Source organism: Bacteroides graminisolvens (assembly GCF_963666085.1).
GTDB lineage: Bacteria > Bacteroidota > Bacteroidia > Bacteroidales > Bacteroidaceae > Bacteroides > Bacteroides graminisolvens.
Genome location: NZ_OY762556.1, coordinates 413,570 through 430,003, shown reverse-complemented (window position 1 = coordinate 430,003; position 16,434 = coordinate 413,570). Strand labels below are relative to the sequence as shown.

Here is a 16,434-nt window from a genome sequence, read left to right as displayed (position 1 = left end):
CGAAATATATTAAATGCCGGCTAGCTCTATCACTTTATCAACAGCTGCATGCAAACCGTCAGCGTTCTTGCCTCCCGCCGTAGCGAAATGGGCTTGTCCGCCGCCGCCGCCCTGAATAAGCTTAGCAGCATCTTTAACCAGCTTACCGGCATTGAGTCCGCCGGCTACCAGGTTGTCGCTGAGCATAACGGTAAGCAAGGGCTTCTGAGCGTCAACAGTACCTGCAACAAAGAATAGGTTCTCTGTTATTTCACCACGCAGCTGGAAGGCTATATTCTTAATGGCTTCGGCTGGTATGGGCATGCAGGTTTTTATCACTTTGATGCCGTTAATCTCTTGGATGTTCTTCAGAAGGGTTTGCTTGATCTGAGCTTCTTTCTCTTTCATAAACTCATCGACTTGCTTCTTCAATCCGGCATTTTCGTCAATGTACTTTCTGATGGCATTAGCCAGATCGGGCGCATTGTTGAAAAGGGCTTTCAAATCGGTCAGTGTATCTTGAATGGTGTCAAGCATCTCTTCCACACGTGCACCGGTATAGGCCTCTATACGGCGTACACCTGCTGCTACTGAGCTTTCTGATACGATCTTCATCATGCCGATGTGACCGGTTGCCTTCACGTGTGTGCCTCCGCAGAACTCTACGGACTTGCCAAATTGAATGACGCGCACTTCATCACCGTATTTTTCACCGAAAAGGGCAATGGCGCCCAGCTCTTTGGCTTCGGCTATGGGGATGTTGCGGTATTCAGTTAACGGTATGTTCTGACGTATCTTGGCATTTACCAGGTGTTCTACTTCGCGAATTTCTTTATCGGTTACTTTCTGGAAGTGTGAGAAGTCAAAACGCAACGAATCCGGAGTGACCAAGGAGCCTTTTTGCTCTACGTGCTCGCCCAATACTTCACGCAATGCTTCATCGAGCAGGTGGGTTGCCGAGTGGTTGGCTGCACAATCTGCACGCTTATCGGTATCAACACATGCCATCATGGGAGCATCTAGTTGCTCGGGCAGTTTCTTGGCCATGTGTACCGGCAGGTTGTTTTCTTTCTTGGTATCTATTATTTCAAGGGTTTCGAACTCACTTACTATCACACCCGTATCTCCTACCTGACCTCCGCTCTCTGCATAGAATGGGGTGTAATCGAGCACCAACTGGTACAGGGTTTGGCTTTTTTGTTTTACCTGACGATAACGCAGAATGGAAACTTCGTACTCGGTGTAATCATAACCAACAAATGTGGTGGTTCCTTCTTTGAGCACAATCCAGTCGCCCGTTTCAACGGCTGCTGCATTACGGGCTCTCTCTTTTTGCTTCTGCATTTCGGCATGGAACTCTTCAATATCCGGAGTCATTCCATTTTCTCTCAGAATGAGCTCGGTGAGGTCAAGCGGAAATCCAAACGTGTCATATAGGGTAAACACGTCTTTACCATTGATCACGTTTTGACCTGCGGCCTTGGCATCGCTCATCGTTTTATCGAGCAAACGAATACCTGTTTCCAACGTACGAAGGAAGGATTCTTCTTCTTCTTTGATTACTTTCTCAATCAGTCCTTTTTGTGACACCAACTCGGGGTAGGCATCGCCCATGTTACTGATAAGCACGGGTAAGAGCTTGTACATGAAGGCTTGCTTCTGATTGAGGAAGGTATATCCGTAACGCACCGCGCGTCTCAGAATGCGGCGGATTACGTATCCGGCTTTGGCATTCGAGGGCAGCTGTCCGTCTGTTATGGAGAATGAAATGGTACGGATGTGGTCGGCAATAACGCGCATGGCAATGTCGCTTTGCGCATCGGCTCCGTACTGGATTCCTGCCATTTGGGCTATTTCTTTAATAATGGGCTGGAAAACATCGGTATCATAGTTTGATGTTTTCTGTTGCAGAGCCATGCAAAGGCGTTCGAAGCCCATACCGGTGTCTATCACTTTGGCAGGGAGGCCTTCCAGACTACCGTCGGCTTTGCGGTTGTATTGCATGAAAACAAGGTTCCATATTTCAATAACCTGCGGATGGCTTTGGTTAACAAGTGTCAGTCCGCTAACTGCCTCACGCTCGGCATCACTACGCAAGTCGATATGAATTTCTGAACAAGGACCGCAAGGACCGGTATCACCCATCTCCCAGAAGTTATCGTGCTTGTTTCCGTTGATAATTCTGTCGGCCGGCAGAAATTGTCCCCAGATAGCAGCGGCTTCATTGTCGCGCTCCAGATTTTCCTGCGGATTGCCTTCGAATACAGTTGCATACAAACGATTAGGATCCAGCTTCAATACTTCAACCAAGTATTCCCAGGCCCACTCTATGGCATCTTTCTTGAAATAGTCTCCAAATGACCAGTTACCTAGCATCTCAAACATGGTGTGATGGTAGGTATCATGGCCTACTTCTTCCAAGTCGTTATGCTTACCACTTACACGAAGACATTTCTGTGAATCGGCCACTCTCTTATACTTTGCCGGATGATTACCTAAAATAATATCTTTAAATTGGTTCATCCCCGCATTCGTAAACATGAGCGTAGGGTCATCTTTAATCACCATTGGAGCCGAAGAAACAATTTGATGTCCTTTCGATTCGAAAAAATTCTTGAATGATTCTCTAATCTCTTTTGCAGTTAACATACTATTTATTCGCTTATATTATTCAGATTCATCAATCGCCTCAAATATATTGATCTATGCAACTTGGAATCTTTGAGGTTAATATTCTAAAAAAAGATGTGCAAAGATAGCTCGTTTTATTATTTTTGCCCTATTATTACGTGAAATATTTTTGCCTGATGCGTAAAGTTTACTATATTTATAACCCCCGGACACAGACGTATGACCGCATTTATCCCACCGTTCGTCAACGAGCTTTGAGTATAGCCCGCAGACTTTTTATTGGTATGGGACTGGGTGCGGGTGCTTTTATTCTTTTACTTATCATTTTTGGATCACCGTCTGAAAAGGAGCTTAGAATGGAAAACAGTCAGCTCAATGCGCAGTATCATGTGCTTTCAAAAAGATTGGATGAAGCGCTGGGGGTCATGCAGGACATTCAACAACGTGATGATAATCTTTACCGGGTTATTTTTCAGGCTGATCCTATTTCCGAGGTGATAAGAAAGGCTGGCTACGGTGGAACCAATCGCTATGAAGAGCTAATGGAAATGGCGAATGCTGAACTGGTGGTGAGTACAACAAAGAAAATGGACCTTCTGCGCAGACAGCTTTATGTGCAGTCACGCTCTTTTGATGATGTGGTTGCCATGTGCAAGAATCATGATGAGATGTTAAAATGTATTCCTGCCATTCAACCGGTGGCTAATAAGAAACTGCGGCAGACGGCATCGGGATATGGGGTGCGCATTGATCCGATTTATGGTAGTGCTAAGTTTCACGGGGGAATGGATTTCTCGGCTCATCAGGGAACGGATGTGTACGCAACGGGCGATGGGATAGTCGTTAAAATGGGATGGGATGGCGCTTATGGTAATACAATTATTATTGATCACGGTTTCGGATACAAAACAGTGTATGCACACCTGAAAGATTTTAGGACGAAGCTCCGTAAGAAAGTGGTAAGAGGTGAAGTGATTGGGGGTGTGGGTAGTACAGGAAGAAGTACGGGACCGCATTTGCACTATGAGGTGCATGTAAAAGGACAAAGAGTGAATCCGGTCAACTATTACTTCATGGATTTAAGTGCTGAAGATTATGACAAAATGATTCAAATAGCAGCGAATCATGGTAAAGTATTTGATTAAATTAATTAGTTAGCTTTTAATGAATATGGCTCTTAATACGAATAAAGAATTGAAATTGTATTATTCAATTAGCGAGGTTGCAGAGATGTTTGATGTAAATGAGTCTTTGCTACGTTTTTGGGAGAAGGAATTTCCTCAGATCAAACCGCGTAAAACGTCGGGTGGCACCCGGCAGTATAGGAAGGAGGATATTGAGACCATTAAGCTCATCTATCATTTGGTGAAAGAAAAAGGAATGACTTTACCCGGAGCGCGACAAAAGTTGAAAGACAATAAAGAAAATACAATCCGCAATTTTGAGATTGTGGAGCATTTAAAATCAATAAAGGAGGAGCTGTTGGCCATGAAAAAGGAGCTCGACGAGATTTAAACAGCTGTTACCCGGTTATGATTCGACACGGGTAACTGCTTTAATCTGATTGATCTTGCGAAGGTTATCGCATATCTTTTTCACATCGTCAACATCGTGAACGTACAATTGAATCTTTCCTTCAAAAATGCCATCGTTCGTTTCAATGTTTAGTTTGCGGATATTCACATTCAATTCACGTGAAATAACCTGAGTGATTTCGTTGAGCAAACCTACACTGTCAATTCCTTTAATGTAGATATAAACAAGAAAGGATAGTGCTTTGTGGGTATCCCACGTGGTAGCGATGATACGATTACCAAAGCTACTTTTTAGTTTAACAGCAACCGGACATTGTCTTTTGTGAATGGTAATTTTTTCATTCTCATCCATGTAGCCCAACACATCATCACCCGGTATTGGCTGACAACAATCGGCTATTGCATAGTTCTTTTGAATACTATCATCTGTGAGTTTGAGTATCTGTTTAGGATTAATCTTCTCTTGACTAGCTTTCTCCTCGGGACGGTCTTTGTTCTCTTTGTTGGTGCCAAAAGAGAATGTCAGATATTTTTTCCAGTTACTGGCTTTCTCTTTTAGTTCATTTCTATCCGTGTCTCCTAATATAACATTCTTACTGCCAATAGCCATGTACAGATCATCAGCAGTCTTTATATTATGAAGCTTACAGAGTTTTTCTATATTTGACTCATCCGCCTGAAGCTCCTCTTCGAGCAAGAAGTCATGTAAGATACGTTCGCCCTCCTTTTGAAAGCTCTTTTGTTCTTTCTTCAGTATAGCTGCAATTTTAGCTCTTGCTTTGGCTGTTGTAGCAAACACTTCCCATGAAGGTTGTACGCGTTGAGATTTGGAAGTCAGAATTTCAACCTGGTCACCACTCTCTAATTTATGGCTAAGGGGAACCAGTTTGTGGTTTACTTTGGCACCAATGCAATGACTTCCTAAATCTGTGTGCAACGAAAAAGCAAAATCAAGAGCTGTTGAATTTTGAGGCATGGTTTTTATTTCACCTTTAGGGGTGAATACAAATATCTCAGAAGCAAAAAGATTCAGCTTAATGGTATCAAGAAAATCGATGGCATCCGGTTGGGGGTCGTCTAGTATTTCTTTAATGGTACGCAACCATTTTTCAAGTTCTCCTTCATCTTCGCTGCCTCCTCCTTCTTTGTATTTCCAATGTGCGGCAAATCCCTGCTCGGCTACATCATTCATTCTTTCGCTACGTATCTGCACTTCAATCCATTGGCCGTTGTTTCCCATCAACGTAACATGAAGGGCCTGATAGCCATTGGCTTTGGGGTGGCTTACCCAATCGCGCAATCTGTCAGGATGCGGTTTGTATATCTTGGATATGGATACATATATGTCGAAACAGTCGTTCAATTCTTCTTCCTCATTTCGAGGATCAAAAATAATACGCACAGCGAGTAAATCAAATATCTCTTCAAAAGGAACGTGCTTGGTTTGCATCTTGTTCCAGATGGAGTAAATGGACTTGACGCGTGCTATAATTCTATATTTAAGCCCCATTTTATCAAGTTGTACTCTGATAGGAGCGGTGAAAGAGCGGAAGGCTTCTTCACGTTCAGCAGCACTGGCTACCAGCTTTTCTTCAATCTCCTGGTACTCTTCGGGGTGTTCGTATTTGAAACTCAAGTTTTCGAGCTCAGTCTTTATTTTGTTCAAGCCCAGCCTATTAGCCAAAGGGGCATAGATGTATAGTGTTTCTCCGGCTATTTTATATTGCTTATTGGGTAGTAAGGAACCGAGTGTTCTCATATTGTGCAAGCGGTCGGCTATTTTAATAAGAATCACCCGTATATCGTCAGACATGGTGAGAAGCAGTTTCTTGAAGTTCTCGGCTTGAGCCGATGCTTTATCACCAAAAATGCCGCCTGATATTTTTGTCAGCCCGTCAACAATATGAGCAATCTTGGGACCGAATATATTTTCAATATCTTCAACCGTGTAATCGGTATCTTCAACCACATCATGCAGCAGTGCAGAACATATTGATGTGGAACCTAAGCCAATTTCATTGCATACAATCTTTGCAACAGCTAACGGGTGCATAATGTAGGGTTCTCCTGATTGGCGTTTTACTCCTTTATGCGCCTGATTAGCAAAGTTGAATGCTTTGGTAATTATCTCAACACGCTTACGATGCTTAGTCGCCAAATAGTCATTCAGAAGTTCCTGAAATGATTGGTCAATCATCTCTTCATCAGACATCTCGTTATATATCACATTCTCCATCATGCACTTTTTTGTTCGTTGGTTTGCAAAAATAATCAAAAATCAAGAGCATACAAGCACTGTGCACCCTTTTCTTATCATATTGTAAATACAACAATATTTCCGCATATTAGGTTGATTCTACTTTCAATCTAATATGCGGAAATATAAAACTTTTTTTTCAAAAATACGATCCGACTGCCTCTTATTTATATATTTTCAAACGCTTTCCTGCAGTAATCCTATTATTTCGAATGTTATTCCATTTCCTGAGATCACTGATACGCACATTGTATCTCTCAGCAATAGTAGATAAAGTCTCTCCACTTCTTATTTTATGATACGTAGCTGTACCTCGGGGAGTTGATTTACGTACAGTAGCAGGTTCGTTTTTCACCTCGACGATCTTTCTGTCGCTGAAAAGTTCTTCAGCACGATGTTTGTAAATAGTGTCCTGGCTATCAATGAACGTGCTGACCTGATTGTAGGGCAATCTGAGGGTATACGGCTTTATGTTGCCGGGAATAATATTCTTTCTGTATTGTGGATTTAAGCTTTTAATCTGCTCCATGCTGATGCCGCAGATATCGGCTATCTGCTCAAAGTGCAATGCTTTCGTTACCTTCACGGTATCTGTATTAGCAGGAATATCTGTCTCCATGGGGCAGATATTATGATCGCAATAATACGTCATTAAATAATTAGCGGCAATGAAAGCAGGAACATAGCCTCTGGTCTCTTTCGGCAACAAATTATAAATGCTCCAATAATCATTCTTGCCCCCTGAGCGACGTATAGCCTTATTGATATTTCCCGGTCCGCAATTATAGGCTGCAATCACTAAATTCCAATCTTGGTATATCTCATACAAGTCTTTTAAGTATCTGGCTGCTGCCCACGTTGCTTTGATAGGATCCCTTCTTTCATCAACGAGGCTGTTAACCTCTAAACCGTATATTTTACCGGTGCCTATCATGAATTGCCATAATCCCGAAGCACCTGCACGTGATACTGCCGACGGGTTTAAAGCCGATTCGATAACGGGTAGATATTTGAGTTCCAAAGGCATGTTATATGCATCTAAAGCTTCTTCAAAGATAGGAATATAAAAATTTGAAGCGCTGAGCATGAAGGATACTTGTTCGCGCAAACGTGAAGCATACATGTCAATGAACTTCCTTACGACGTCATTGTAAGGCATTTCCATCACACTGGGAATCCTTGAAAGCCGGTCTACGTATATGGAATCACTGAAGTACGGATTCTCTTCGGAGGTATTGCAATCCTTACCCAATTGAAGATACGTTTTAGCTTTCCAATCATTCAGCAGACTGTCTATCGGGTAGGTCATACTTTTGGGTAAATCAATACTTTCCTGTCTCTCTACTCCGTTGTCACGAACCACAACGTCAACGCTTTGGGCATTTAAATTTTCTGCTAAGATTACCGTAATAACCAGAAACAGAATTCTGTATACACCCCCATTAACTGTTTTGAGAAGTTCGCTTATCATGTTTTTATTCTTCATATTTACTTTTTTTAGAAACGGAAACTACATTGCAATCCGACTGATTTGCCCGCTTGAGTCCGGTTGTTAATTATAGTTGGTTCTACCTTCATGCTTAAATCCGGTGTGATGTCGAAGCTTGATAATTCTGCATCAACATAGGCATCAATGATTGACACAAGATACACGCCAATAAATGCAAAGATGCTCATATCCCGATAACGCCTATACATATCTTTCCTTTTCTTTAGTACAGATTGTAGCTGACTATCGGTATAGTTAGCATTGGGAGGCAGTAAATTCAAATAACTGTTTGTATTTTCATTGCCATCCATTAAATCCATATACGCCTGTGAATAATCCTTATACATCTTATTATTCCAGCTCAACGCATAGGCACATCCGGCAAAGCCTCCGTATATAATGGGGAGTTTCCAATATTTCTTGTTGTATATCTGTCCTCCTCCCGGAAAAATAACAGCCAACCAGGTTGCTTTGCCCGAATTGGGTATCCATTGTTTTTTGTTCTTCACAAAATTAACACTGTCATTTTTCAGGCTGTCTGCCAGTAACACCGGTGAAGACAACTTCTTAATATTGCGCTGGTTTGCTAGTGCCAAGCTATCCGAAATGGCTATCGAATCATTTCTACGAATATTTGTTTCCGATACTTCGTTGATTGATAATCGTTTTCTTCGAGCAGCAGCTTCCTGTGCATATACGCAACCTACCCCGGTGTGCGTTAAGCAAACAAGCAGCCATATAATTTTCCAGTAATATTTTTGATTTTTAATTATCATTTACTTCTTTAATGAATCAAGCTTTCCCATAATACGTTCTAGTTCTTCTTCGTTATTAAAAGGAATGCTTATTTTGCCTTTACCCTTTTCGGAGCAGGTTAATTGAACCTTCGTATTAAAGAAACCAGAAAGATGTTTTTTTAGCAAGTTGAACTCTTCCGGCAGTTTCTTTCTTTTAGGCACTATTTTTTTATTCCCACTTGTAATGGTCTCTCCTTCACTTAACGACTTAACGATTTCCTCAACCTTACGAACAGAATAAGCATGCTGAATAATCTCCTCAAACACTTTAATCTGTAGTTTAGGATCAGTCAATGTGATCAGAGCGCGTGCATGTCCCATATCTATCTGTTTGTTTTGAAGAGCCATTTGTATAGGTGCGGGCAGTTTTAACAAACGCAGGTAGTTGGCTATAGTAGTACGTTTTTTACCTACTCTTTCGCTAAGGCGTTCTTGTGTTAAGTCATATTGCTCAATCAAATGTTGATAAGCCAATGCTATTTCAACAGAGTTAAGATCTTCACGTTGAATGTTTTCTATCAATGCCATTTCCATGACATTCTCATCATCAGCGGTACGGATGTAAGCAGGTATTGATTTGAGTCCTGCTTTCAAAGAAGCGCGATAACGTCTTTCTCCGGCAATTATCTGATATTCGTCTTCGTTGATCTTACGTAGAGTGATAGGCTGAATAATTCCTATTTCTGAGATAGAGTCGGCCAGTTCACTTAATGCTGTTTCGTCGAATTCACGACGCGGCTGATTGGGATTTACGGATATTTTCGATAATTCAATTTCATTGATAGAAGAAGAACCTTCGGTTTGCACCTCATCCATAGATAGTAAGGCATCGAGTCCTCTTCCTAGCGCATTTCTTCTTTGTACCATACTATTTATTTTTGTTTTTGCTTATAAGTTCTTTTGCTAATGACAAATGGTTCTTTGCTCCGGTTGATTCTGCATCATACAAAATAGTGGGCAAACCATAACTGGGTGCTTCGCTTAATTTTACGTTACGTTGAATAACCGTTTTAAAGACAAGTTCCTGAAAGTGTTTCTTCACCTCATCATATATTTGGTTAGCCTGTCGTAACCTCGAGTCATACATGGTCAATAGAAATCCTTCAATTTCTAAAGTCGGATTCAGTTTTGACTTTATAATTTTAATTGTATTAAGGAGTTTGCTGATTCCTTCCAATGCAAAATACTCTGCCTGTACCGGAATAATTACCGAATCGGCCGCTGTGAGTGCATTGATTGTAATTAATCCCAATGAAGGAGAGCAATCAATCAATATATAGTCATACTGACTCTTTAAAGGTTCTAGTACCTCCTTCAATATTTTCTCTCTGTTTTTAAGATTCAACATTTCAATCTCAGCTCCAACCAGATTTATATGCGAAGATATCACTTTTAATGATTCGATCTCAGTATCATGAATGGCCTTTCTTACATCAATCCGGTCAATTATACACTCATAGATCGTGTGCTCAGATTGTTTGATGTCAACTCCCAATCCGGAAGAGGCATTAGCCTGCGGATCGGCATCAACAACCAAAACTTTCTTCTCAAGTGTGGCGAGCGATGCTGCAAGATTTATCGTAGTGGTCGTTTTTCCAACACCACCTTTTTGGTTAGCCAAAGCAATTATTTTTCCCATATGCCTTTTAATTTATGGCAGCGAAATAAATCATAAAAACTCAGAGAGCCTACTAAAAAAATGAAACTTTTCTCAAACTGTTGATAAAACGTTGTTTCTGTTAATAACTTCTGTTACTCACATTTTTCTTTAGTACTCATTAAGCACGCAAATATAAATATTTTAGTTGAATTAACAGTCTTTTTTTTACTCACTTGCAGAACATTAAGATTTATAAACGGCTTATACCCTTATTATTATAGATATGGGTTACTAAACCTTAATTGTAGTTATCGGTAAGTAGTTATGAGCCAGAGTTTCATTATTCCTATGTTTTTTGCTATTTTTGTGGTATCAATATTAAGAAAGATTTTTGAATGGAAAATAAAAGACCCCTTATTCTGGTTTCTAACGACGATGGCTTTACGGCAAAAGGTATCAGTGAACTTATTAAGTTTCTTCGCCCCTTGGGTGAAATTGTGGTTGTTGCTCCCGATGCTCCCAGATCCGGTAGTGGTTGCGCGCTGACAGTGACCACTCCAATTCATTATCAACTGGTTCGGAAAGAGGTTGGCCTCACCGTTTATAAATGTTCGGGCACACCTGCCGATTGCATCAAATTAGCCAGAAATGCAATTCTTGAGAGAAATCCTGATTTAGTGATTGGAGGAATTAATCACGGAGATAATTCAGCTACAAGTGTTCATTACTCGGGCACTATGGGAGTGGTGATAGAAGGTTGTCTCAATGGCATTCCGTCAATCGGCTTTTCTTTGTGTAACCATCAGGCGGATGCCGATTTCTCTCCTGCCCACCGTTATGTTCAGCAAATTGTTTCGGCTGTGTTGAAAGACGGTTTGCCAGAGCTGGTTTGTTTGAATGTTAACTTCCCCGACTTGCCATCTTATAAAGGAATCAAAGTGTGCGAGCAAGCCAAAGGATTTTGGCAGAAAGAGTGGGAAACATGTCCCAGAGAAAACGGGAAGAAATATTTTTGGCTTACAGGTGAATTTACCATTGTAGATTCCGACAATGTGAATAGCGATAATTGGGCCCTTAGAAACGGCTATGTGGCGGTTACGCCTACAACAGTTGATGTGACTGCATACCATTACATCAATCAGTTGAAGGCAACGCTTGCTGCAGAATAATCGTTCAATAAAACAAATTGCAGATTATGAAATATTACGTAATAGCAGGAGAAGCATCCGGAGATCTGCACGCATCTCATTTAATGCGTGCACTGAAAGAACAAGATGCCCGTGCAGAGTTTCGTTTTTGGGGAGGCGATTTAATGAAAGGTGAGGGGGGAGAGATCGTTAAACATTATAAAGAACTCGCCTACATGGGTTTTGTTCCTGTTTTACTCCATTTGCCTACCATCTTGTCGAACATGAAACTGTGCAAGAAAGACATCATGCAGTGGAGTCCCGATGTTCTTATTCTGGTTGATTATCCGGGGTTCAATCTGAATATAGCCAAGCATATCCATAAACACTCAGACATACCTGTTTATTACTATATTTCTCCTAAAATATGGGCATGGAAAGAGTATCGGATTAAAAATATAAAGCGGGATGTGAACAAACTGTTTTCAATTCTTCCGTTTGAGGTAGAGTTCTTTCGCAAGCACAACTATCACATTCATTACGTTGGTAACCCTACCTTAGACGAGGTTACCTCTTTCAAATCTCATTACAGCGAAACGCAGGAAGAATTCTGCAAGCGCAATAATCTCGAAAACAAACCCATAATCGCCCTTTTGGCCGGTAGTCGTAAGCAAGAAATAAAAGACAACCTGCCCGATATGATTTCTGCCGCTTTGGCATTTGCCGATTATCAGTTAGTGCTGGCTGGAGCACCCGGTATCCATACCTCCCATTACGAGCAATTCATTGGTGGAACCCCCGTGAAACTTGTTTCCGGGCAAACCTTTCCTTTGTTGTTTCATGCCAAAGCCGCTTTGGTCACCTCGGGCACTGCTACTTTGGAGACCGCTTTATTCGATACCCCGCAAGTGGTGTGTTATCACACCCCGTTGGCCAAGTTCATCGCTTTTTTAAAGAAACATTTGCTCAAGGTACGCTTTATCTCTTTGGTCAATCTCATTGCAGATAAAGAAATTGTGCGTGAACTGGTAGCAGATACCATGACCGTTGACAATATGAAAGCCGAGTTGAAAGCCATAACCAGCGATGAAACTTACAGGCAGAATATGCTAGCCGGTTATCAAGAGGTGAATGATCAGTTAGGTGGTGCCGGAGCACCCAATCATGCCGCCCGTATTATGATTGAGTTGCTTAGTCGGAAAGGATGAATAAAAAAGAGCCTAGCATTCAGCGAGGGCTCTGAAAAAGTCGCAACTTTTCAGAGTCACCGAGCATATGCCTTAAAAATTAGAGTTCGCCAAGTCCATTGAGTTTGATTTGGCGAACTTGTATTTTACACAGATTACAGGCTTCAGCAAGTCATATTTGGCTTTATTCGTCTTCGGATTATTTCATTTAAACTGATTAAGTATCTCTTTTAGCTCAATTTGAGGATTCTTTTGATATTGGCAACAAAAATCACCATAGCACCTCGCATGCGCATACATTCTATGCCATAGGATAAAGCCCGGTCGTAACCAAACACATTCTTCAATTCAGTATTCTTTGCTTCTATCTTGTACCTCATTCGGGTTTTCTCCCTGAACTCATCGGTCTTTTCAAAATTGGCTTGTTGCTGATGCTGTTCAGATTTAATCTGAACCGAATAGGTCTTGCATTTGGATCCTTCTTTGTAGCAGCCGTTTCGTCTTGAGCAAGTCTTACATTTCTGAATATCAAAAAAGTATACCATTGTTTGATTCGTCCCTTGCCCCTTCTTGCCTTGACGGGCTTTTCTTTCAGCCATGTGCCCTGCAGGACATACGAACATTCCGGCATCTTTATTATAATCGAATTTGTCCTCGTCTTTACGTGCGCCATTGCTGATTGTGGGGTTCAGTCTAGCTATCAATTCAAATCCGTTTCCTCATCGTTGGAAAGAATTATGTTATCCTTGCCGGAATATGCTGTGTCGCCAACCACAGTATCCACCGTCATGCCATTGCTCCGGCTCTGTTCCACCAGTTCCTGAAGTTGCGGTCCGTCACCTTTTTCTCCCGAAGTTACTGTGGCTGCTGTTATTATGCGTTCGTCGCTCATGGCGATATGGGGCTTGTAGCCGAAGAATGAATCGTCTTTGCTTTTATCTCCCATTCGTGCATCCTCATCCTTCGATGTGATGTAATGGTCTTCAATCTCAGACAAGACCTCTTTGAGCATATTAAGGCGCTCCTTGATTTTTGGTACTTCGACCAGAGCTGGGGTTGAGCTGACAACTTCGAGCAATCCTTTGGTGTAATCAAGTTCATGTTCCAAGTTATCGTCGGTATTTTTAGACGGCAACGAGTCTTTGATGGACTCATCCGAGTCGTAAAGGCTTTTGCGAAGCTGTTTTGAACGCAGACGCAGTATTTCTATAGGGGAATATGGATTGCTGCGAGAAGTGGTATGTGTGGCATCCACTATTATTGTCCGCGATTTGATTATGCCTTTTTCTATCCCTATAGTTACGGTCTTGCCGATAAGAAGATCCAGAAGTTCTTTATCCTTAAGACGAAGTTTGCGGAACTTGCATAATGAACTGGGATTGATCAAATCGGTATTCTCCGGTGTCATTCCCAGAAAGTATTTGAACGACATGTCATAACGTGACCGCTCCACAACATCAACATCGGATATATCATAGATTGTCTTGAGCAGAAGGTACTTGAACATCATTATAGGACTTTCAGCCGTCCGCCCATTGTCAGGGCAGTACTTGTCCATAAGTTCTTTCCGGATAAATGAAAAATCTATCAAATCATTTATCCGCCGCAGAAGATTGTCCTGAGGAATTATTAAATCGTAAAGTTCTGTATAACCACTGAACTGAATTGTGTGCTGGTTCGGTAACATATCGGTATGATTTATACCTATAAAATTACTAAAAAAATCGGCACATATCAAAGTATTCAACTTGATATGTGTCGATTAATTTTAGAGCATTGCCCCTAGGAGGGACTTTTTCAGTGCCTTCCATTCAGCGAAGGCTCTTTCTTCTTTTATTTTAATGTAGAGACTATTTCCTTATAACTCGTAGCGAGAGGCCATTTGTAGTTTTATGAAATTCTTCCGTTATTTTATTTGAAGAGTATTGTAGGCAAACAACCTTATCGGCAATGCTGGTCTGTGTGTTTCCTGCCATCCAATATCTAATTTGTTCTTTTCTAGAAGTATAAGTAACATCAAAGTAGCCTGCACCCACAGCATAGAAACCGGTTAAATTGCTTACTGGATATTCAGATTCAATCCATGATGTACCGCCTTTAAGTACGGATGCATCATTCTGAATATATGTAATAAGATTTTGCCAATCTTGAGATGTCGGAATAGACCATCCAACTGGTGCTATTTTCCCGCTTGTAACGGCTTTCTGATTGTAAAAACAATAGCTTGTAGTCGGTTTTCCATAGCCAGCACTTTCGGTGGAAAAGTCTGTTTTAAGAGTAATGGGTTCACCGCTAATGTAATAAGTGGCCTTCATATTTCCTCTTTGCCAATACTGCGTTCCGATCTTTATAATTGGGTAAGTAATACTTTCATCTTCGCGAATGTCGGTCAATATATCTGCCTTTATTTCTATATTGGGATAATTTGATGCACCATATGTTGATAATTGGTTGTTTACATCAATATAAAATTCATCTGAATCAGCAAGATTTCCTGCTGTGTAATTTAGTGTATTACTCAACAAATTCCATTGTACACTTCCCCCGTGTATTTCTTCTGTTCTATTTATAATTCTAAGTGCTGTTCCTTTAGCTAGATTTACTACATTATCAGAAACTGGATAATATACTATTGCTTGAGCATTAATGTTGTCTGATAAGAGATATTCTTTACACAATTCTCCTATTTGTAATCCGTTAACATAGATCTTATAAATGGAGGATTCTTCAAAGGAAAGAGCAGAAAGATCAATCAAATTAGTGATTTCATTTGTTGGCACTTGTATGCTGCTATTGTCTTCCCATGAATCAATAGAATGATTAAAGCTAGCAGCCAATGTATTATTTGATTTGTTACATGTAATAATCAGTTCTTCTGACTTTCCAGATATAAGTTTTGTGTCTGGAATTGAACCACTAAAGATGTTTGAACCTAATTTGACACTGACACTATTAGTGCCACTAAGTATAGTTTGTGGTATAATAATCATTTCTTTTCCTATAAGATATTCTCCAGAAATAATCCATTCTCCGTAAGGAGTGATTTTTTGAGGTGACGATGCTGAGTATAGACTATCAGTTTGCAAATTGTATGTACATTTTGTCTTGATTTTATTTAAGTAGACAATGGGATGTGTAACTAGGAGTGAATCTATCTTTATTCCATTCATTTTTAATTTAAGCTTGATTTTACAAAAACGATGTTTGTAACTAAGGCTAACGGGTTCTTTACTTGCCAAAATTCCATTCTGTCGTGCAACTAAGAAATCTGAAGATGCGAAACTTTTTATACTTGTTTGATTTTTATTGATTGATACAATTAGTTCTGTTTGTCCAGCCTTAATCCCAGACTTTTGATAAGGATAATAACTTATAAAATCACATTTGTAATTGCCATCAGGATAAAATAAATCTTTTTCGGATATAAATACAGAATTAAGCGAATAAGTAAAACAAGCATTGTTGACACATCTTTCTTCTGAGAGTTTGTTGGGTTGAGTTAATACGAAAAGTCCAATTGAATCATTAGTCTCAAAACTGTTATCTTTTACTCTGGTTTGTGTATTAGTGATATTTGTTGTGATTATAATGGGGACTTTGTCACCTTTGTAGTTGTCATCACTAATTTCGTTCACACAAGAAAAGAGGGAGCATGTAAATGCCCCCATAAGGACAAGTCCTGTTTTCTTCATAGTATTAATTAAATAGTTATTAATTTTATATTCGTCGACAAAGATAATTTATATTTTTATATAATTCCCCCCTCAACCCATACAAAAATCACAAATAAATTCTTTACTTTGCCATTCAACTCAGACTTAAACCCACAAGT

The 16,434-nt window shown here is 40.4% G+C and carries 11 protein-coding genes and 1 pseudogene; 4 read left to right on the top strand and 8 right to left on the bottom strand.

Features of this window, described 5'->3' with window-relative positions; translation table 11 throughout:
- Positions 1-9 precede the first annotated feature (9 nt).
- On the bottom strand, positions 10-2,628 hold the full coding sequence (alaS, locus tag ACKPCE_RS01775) for an alanine--tRNA ligase (RefSeq protein WP_319503976.1): 2,619 nt from the start codon (positions 2,626-2,628) through the stop codon (positions 10-12).
- Between the two features lie 158 nt (positions 2,629-2,786).
- On the opposite strand from alaS, the gene ACKPCE_RS01770 reads away from it, so the two are divergent.
- Positions 2,787-3,755 carry a M23 family metallopeptidase gene (locus tag ACKPCE_RS01770; protein WP_319503975.1) on the top strand — a complete coding sequence of 323 codons (969 nt, stop codon included), beginning with the start codon at positions 2,787-2,789 and terminating at the stop codon, positions 3,753-3,755.
- 25 nt (positions 3,756-3,780) lie between these two features.
- A complete protein-coding gene (locus ACKPCE_RS01765; RefSeq protein WP_024995877.1) occupies positions 3,781-4,125 on the top strand; it encodes a MerR family transcriptional regulator in 345 nt (114 codons plus the stop codon).
- Positions 4,126-4,140: 15 nt separating this feature from the next.
- Here ACKPCE_RS01765 and ACKPCE_RS01760 read toward each other — a convergent pair whose 3' ends face one another.
- From ACKPCE_RS01760 to ACKPCE_RS01740, 5 genes are all read right to left on the bottom strand, one after another.
- The gene (locus tag ACKPCE_RS01760; RefSeq protein WP_319505899.1) at positions 4,141-6,381 is read right to left on the bottom strand and encodes a RelA/SpoT family protein; all 2,241 of its coding nucleotides are present in this window, start codon (positions 6,379-6,381) and stop codon (positions 4,141-4,143) included.
- 184 nt (positions 6,382-6,565) lie between these two features.
- Positions 6,566-7,873: a lytic transglycosylase domain-containing protein gene (locus tag ACKPCE_RS01755; RefSeq protein WP_319505898.1), complete on the bottom strand. Its 1,308-nt coding sequence runs from the start codon at positions 7,871-7,873 to the stop codon at positions 6,566-6,568.
- Positions 7,874-7,899: 26 nt separating this feature from the next.
- Positions 7,900-8,667 carry a DUF5683 domain-containing protein gene (locus ACKPCE_RS01750; RefSeq protein ID WP_319503974.1) on the bottom strand — a complete coding sequence of 256 codons (768 nt, stop codon included), beginning with the start codon at positions 8,665-8,667 and terminating at the stop codon, positions 7,900-7,902.
- Entirely contained in the window at positions 8,668-9,555 is an 888-nt protein-coding gene (locus ACKPCE_RS01745; RefSeq protein ID WP_024995880.1) for a ParB/RepB/Spo0J family partition protein, read from the bottom strand. It lies immediately after the preceding gene.
- Position 9,556: 1 nt separating this feature from the next.
- Entirely contained in the window at positions 9,557-10,327 is a 771-nt protein-coding gene (locus tag ACKPCE_RS01740; RefSeq protein ID WP_276964400.1) for a ParA family protein, read from the bottom strand.
- 356 nt (positions 10,328-10,683) lie between these two features.
- On the opposite strand from ACKPCE_RS01740, the gene surE reads away from it, so the two are divergent.
- Positions 10,684-11,457 (top strand): 5'/3'-nucleotidase SurE, encoded by a 774-nt coding sequence (gene surE / locus ACKPCE_RS01735; RefSeq protein ID WP_276964398.1) that lies wholly within the window; start codon positions 10,684-10,686, stop codon positions 11,455-11,457.
- A 26-nt stretch (positions 11,458-11,483) separates the two neighbouring features.
- Positions 11,484-12,623 (top strand): lipid-A-disaccharide synthase, encoded by a 1,140-nt coding sequence (lpxB, locus tag ACKPCE_RS01730; RefSeq protein ID WP_319503973.1) that lies wholly within the window; start codon positions 11,484-11,486, stop codon positions 12,621-12,623.
- 209 nt (positions 12,624-12,832) lie between these two features.
- On the opposite strand, the pseudogene ACKPCE_RS01725 reads toward lpxB, so the two are convergent.
- Together ACKPCE_RS01725 and ACKPCE_RS01720 are read right to left on the bottom strand one after the other, a co-directional pair.
- Positions 12,833-14,289, bottom strand: a pseudogene (locus tag ACKPCE_RS01725) (IS1182 family transposase).
- Between the two features lie 163 nt (positions 14,290-14,452).
- Positions 14,453-16,294, bottom strand: coding sequence for a fimbrillin family protein (locus tag ACKPCE_RS01720; RefSeq protein ID WP_319503972.1), 1,842 nt, complete (start codon positions 16,292-16,294; stop codon positions 14,453-14,455).
- Between the last annotated feature and the right edge of the window lie 140 nt (positions 16,295-16,434).

Bases quoted from the DNA above. Each gene is read 5' to 3' on its own strand.
- alaS (WP_319503976.1), bottom strand. From the start codon at position 2,628: ATGTTAACTGCAAAAGAGATTAGAGAATCATTCAAGAATTTTTTCGAA.
- surE (WP_276964398.1), top strand. From the start codon at position 10,684: ATGGAAAATAAAAGACCCCTTATTCTGGTTTCTAACGACGATGGCTTT.
- lpxB (WP_319503973.1), top strand. From the start codon at position 11,484: ATGAAATATTACGTAATAGCAGGAGAAGCATCCGGAGATCTGCACGCA.
- ACKPCE_RS01745 (WP_024995880.1), bottom strand. From the start codon at position 9,555: ATGGTACAAAGAAGAAATGCGCTAGGAAGAGGACTCGATGCCTTACTA.
- ACKPCE_RS01755 (WP_319505898.1), bottom strand. From the start codon at position 7,873: ATGATAAGCGAACTTCTCAAAACAGTTAATGGGGGTGTATACAGAATT.
- ACKPCE_RS01740 (WP_276964400.1), bottom strand. From the start codon at position 10,327: ATGGGAAAAATAATTGCTTTGGCTAACCAAAAAGGTGGTGTTGGAAAA.
- ACKPCE_RS01760 (WP_319505899.1), bottom strand. From the start codon at position 6,381: ATGGAGAATGTGATATATAACGAGATGTCTGATGAAGAGATGATTGAC.
- ACKPCE_RS01765 (WP_024995877.1), top strand. From the start codon at position 3,781: ATGGCTCTTAATACGAATAAAGAATTGAAATTGTATTATTCAATTAGC.
- ACKPCE_RS01770 (WP_319503975.1), top strand. From the start codon at position 2,787: ATGCGTAAAGTTTACTATATTTATAACCCCCGGACACAGACGTATGAC.
- ACKPCE_RS01720 (WP_319503972.1), bottom strand. From the start codon at position 16,294: ATGAAGAAAACAGGACTTGTCCTTATGGGGGCATTTACATGCTCCCTC.
- ACKPCE_RS01750 (WP_319503974.1), bottom strand. From the start codon at position 8,667: ATGATAATTAAAAATCAAAAATATTACTGGAAAATTATATGGCTGCTT.